Genomic DNA, 2,456 nt, shown 5'->3' with positions numbered 1-2,456 from the left:
TGTTCGGTGATCAGGTGGCGGGCGAACAGGGCGCCGAGGGCGCCGGTTCCGCCGGTGATCAGGACCGTGCCCTCCGGCGCCAACTCCGGCCCGGCGGTGTCCACTACGGACTGCGGCGCCAGGCGTGGCACGGTCACCGCGCCGGCGCGTATCGCGACCTGGTCGTGGCCCGCCGCCAGCACCGCGGGCAGGACCGCGAGCGAGGCCGGGTCGTCGTCCACGTCCGCGAGTACGATCCGGTCGGGGTGTTCCGACTGCGCCGAGCGCAGCAGGCCCCACACCGCGGCGCCCACCAGGTCCGGGGCGGCGTCCGGGCCGACCGACACCGCGCCGCGGGTCACCGCGACCAGGCGGCCGGCCGTGAAACGCTCGTCGACCAGCCATTCCCGGACCAGTTCCGCCGCCGCGACAACGGTGTCGTGCACCGCTGCGACGACGTCGCCGGTCTCGGCGACCTCGCCGTCCACGCCGGCCGGTCGGCCGGCGTGGACGGTGACCAGCACGTCGGCACCGGCCGCCTCCGCCAACGTCTCGCGGCGGTCGACCGTCAACACCTCGTCGATCGACCGGTCGGGGGTCGTGCCCAGCAGGGCCCACTGCCCGGCCTGTCCGGTCGGGCTCACCTCCACCCCGACCCAGTCCACCGCGAACAGGGAGCCGGCCGTCTCGTCCCGCACCGCCGGAGCGTCGGCCGACACCGGGCGCGCCTCCACCGATCGCACTTCGGCGACCGGTTGCCCCGCCTCGTCGGCGAGTTGCACCCGGCACGCGGTCGCTGCGGCGGCATCGCCGTCGATGACCACCCGGACCCGCAGCGCGGTCGCCCCGGTGGCGTAGAGGCTGATCCCGTTCCACACGAACGGCAACAGCAGCGTGAAGTCATCGCCCGCATCGGCGATCGCGGCGAAGACCCGGGGGTGGATGGCCGCGTCGAACAGGGCGGGGTGAATCCCGAATCCGGTCGTGTCCGTGTGTTCCGGCAGCGCGACCTCGGCGAAGAACTCGGCCCCGTCGGCGCCGTCGCGGCGCCACAACGTGTGCAAACCGCGGAACATCGGGCCGTACACGTAGCCGTGGTCCGCGAGCCGCTCGTAGAACCCGTCCGTCGCCAGCGGAACGGCGCCGGCCGGCGGCCATTCGCTCAGCTCGAAACGTGGCTCCGGCGCCGAGGGGGCCAACAGGCCGGTGGCGTGGCAGATCCACTCCTGATCGCTCTCCCGGCAGGAATGGATCGCGAACGCCCGGTGCCCGGTTTCCTGCAACTCGTTCACCACGAGCTGGACCCGCACGCCGCCGGTCGCCGGGAGGACCAGCGGCGCGGTGACCACCATCTCGGTCACACCGGCGCAGCCGACCTCGTCGCCGGCCCGGATCGCCATGTCGATCAACGCGGTGCCCGGCACCAACGCCCGGCCACCCAGCTCGTGTTCGGCGACCCAGGCGTGCGTCCGGGCCGAGAGGCGACCGGTGAACACCACCTCGTCGGCGCCGGCGATCCGCACCACCGCGTCCAGCATGGGGTGGCTCGCGGCCGCCTGCCCGGCCGAGACGGCGTCGCCCGACGACGACTGCGCCAGCCAGTAGTTCCGGTGTCGGAAGGGGTAGGTGGGCAGGTCGGTCAGGGTCGCGGCGGTCCCGGTGAACAGGTGGGACCAGTCGACGGTGTGGCCGGCGGTGTGCAGGTGGGCCAACGCGGTCACGGCGGTACGCACCTGCGGTCGGTCCCGGCGTTGCAGCGCGGTGAACGACGCGTCGGCCACGTTCTCCGGGCCCATCGCGGTGAGCACGCCGTCGGGGCCGATCTCCACGAAGCGGGTCACACCCGCCGCGCGCAGTCGGGCGAGGTGATCGGCGAACCGCACCGCGCCACGCACGTGATCGACCCAGTATCGCGCCGAACACACCTCCTCGGTGCCTGCGGCCATCGGGATCTCGGGTTCGGCGAACGCCACGTCGTTCACGACGGCGGCGAACTCGTCCAGGACCGGATCCATCAACGGCGAGTGGAACGCGTGGCTGACGGTGAGCCGCCGGGTCTTGTGCCCCCGCTCGCGCAACTCCTCCGCGATCGCGACGACGACGTCCTCGACGCCGGAGATCACCACCGCCGACGGCCCGTTGACCGCGGCGATCCCCACCCGCGCCTCGTGACCGCGCAGCAGGTCCGAGACCTCGGCCTCGGTCGCCTGCACCGCGACCATCGCCCCGCCCTCGGGCAACGCCTGCATCAACCGGCCACGCGCGGCGACCACCCGACAGGCGTCGTCCAACGTCAACACCCCGGCCACGTGCGCCGCGGCCAACTCGCCGATCGAATGCCCGGTCACGAAGTCCGGCCGCACACCCCACGACTCGAGCAGACGGAACAACGCCACCTCGACCGCGAACAACGCGGGCTGGGTGAACCCCGTCTCGTCCAACCCCACCCCGCCGAACACCACGTCCTTCAACGACCG

The 2,456-nt window shown here is 73.1% G+C and carries 1 protein-coding gene; it reads right to left on the bottom strand.

What is annotated here, in order from left to right; all coding sequences use genetic code 11:
- Positions 1–2,456: acyltransferase domain-containing protein (locus ABZ374_RS48385; RefSeq protein WP_360325188.1), on the bottom strand; the 2,456-nt coding region annotated here is incomplete at both ends.

The sequence above is a fragment of the Embleya sp. NPDC005971 genome (genome assembly GCF_040629175.1).
Lineage (GTDB): Bacteria > Actinomycetota > Actinomycetes > Streptomycetales > Streptomycetaceae > Embleya.
Note: the sequence above shows the minus strand (reverse complement) of the source record. Positions and strands in the feature narration are given on the sequence as shown.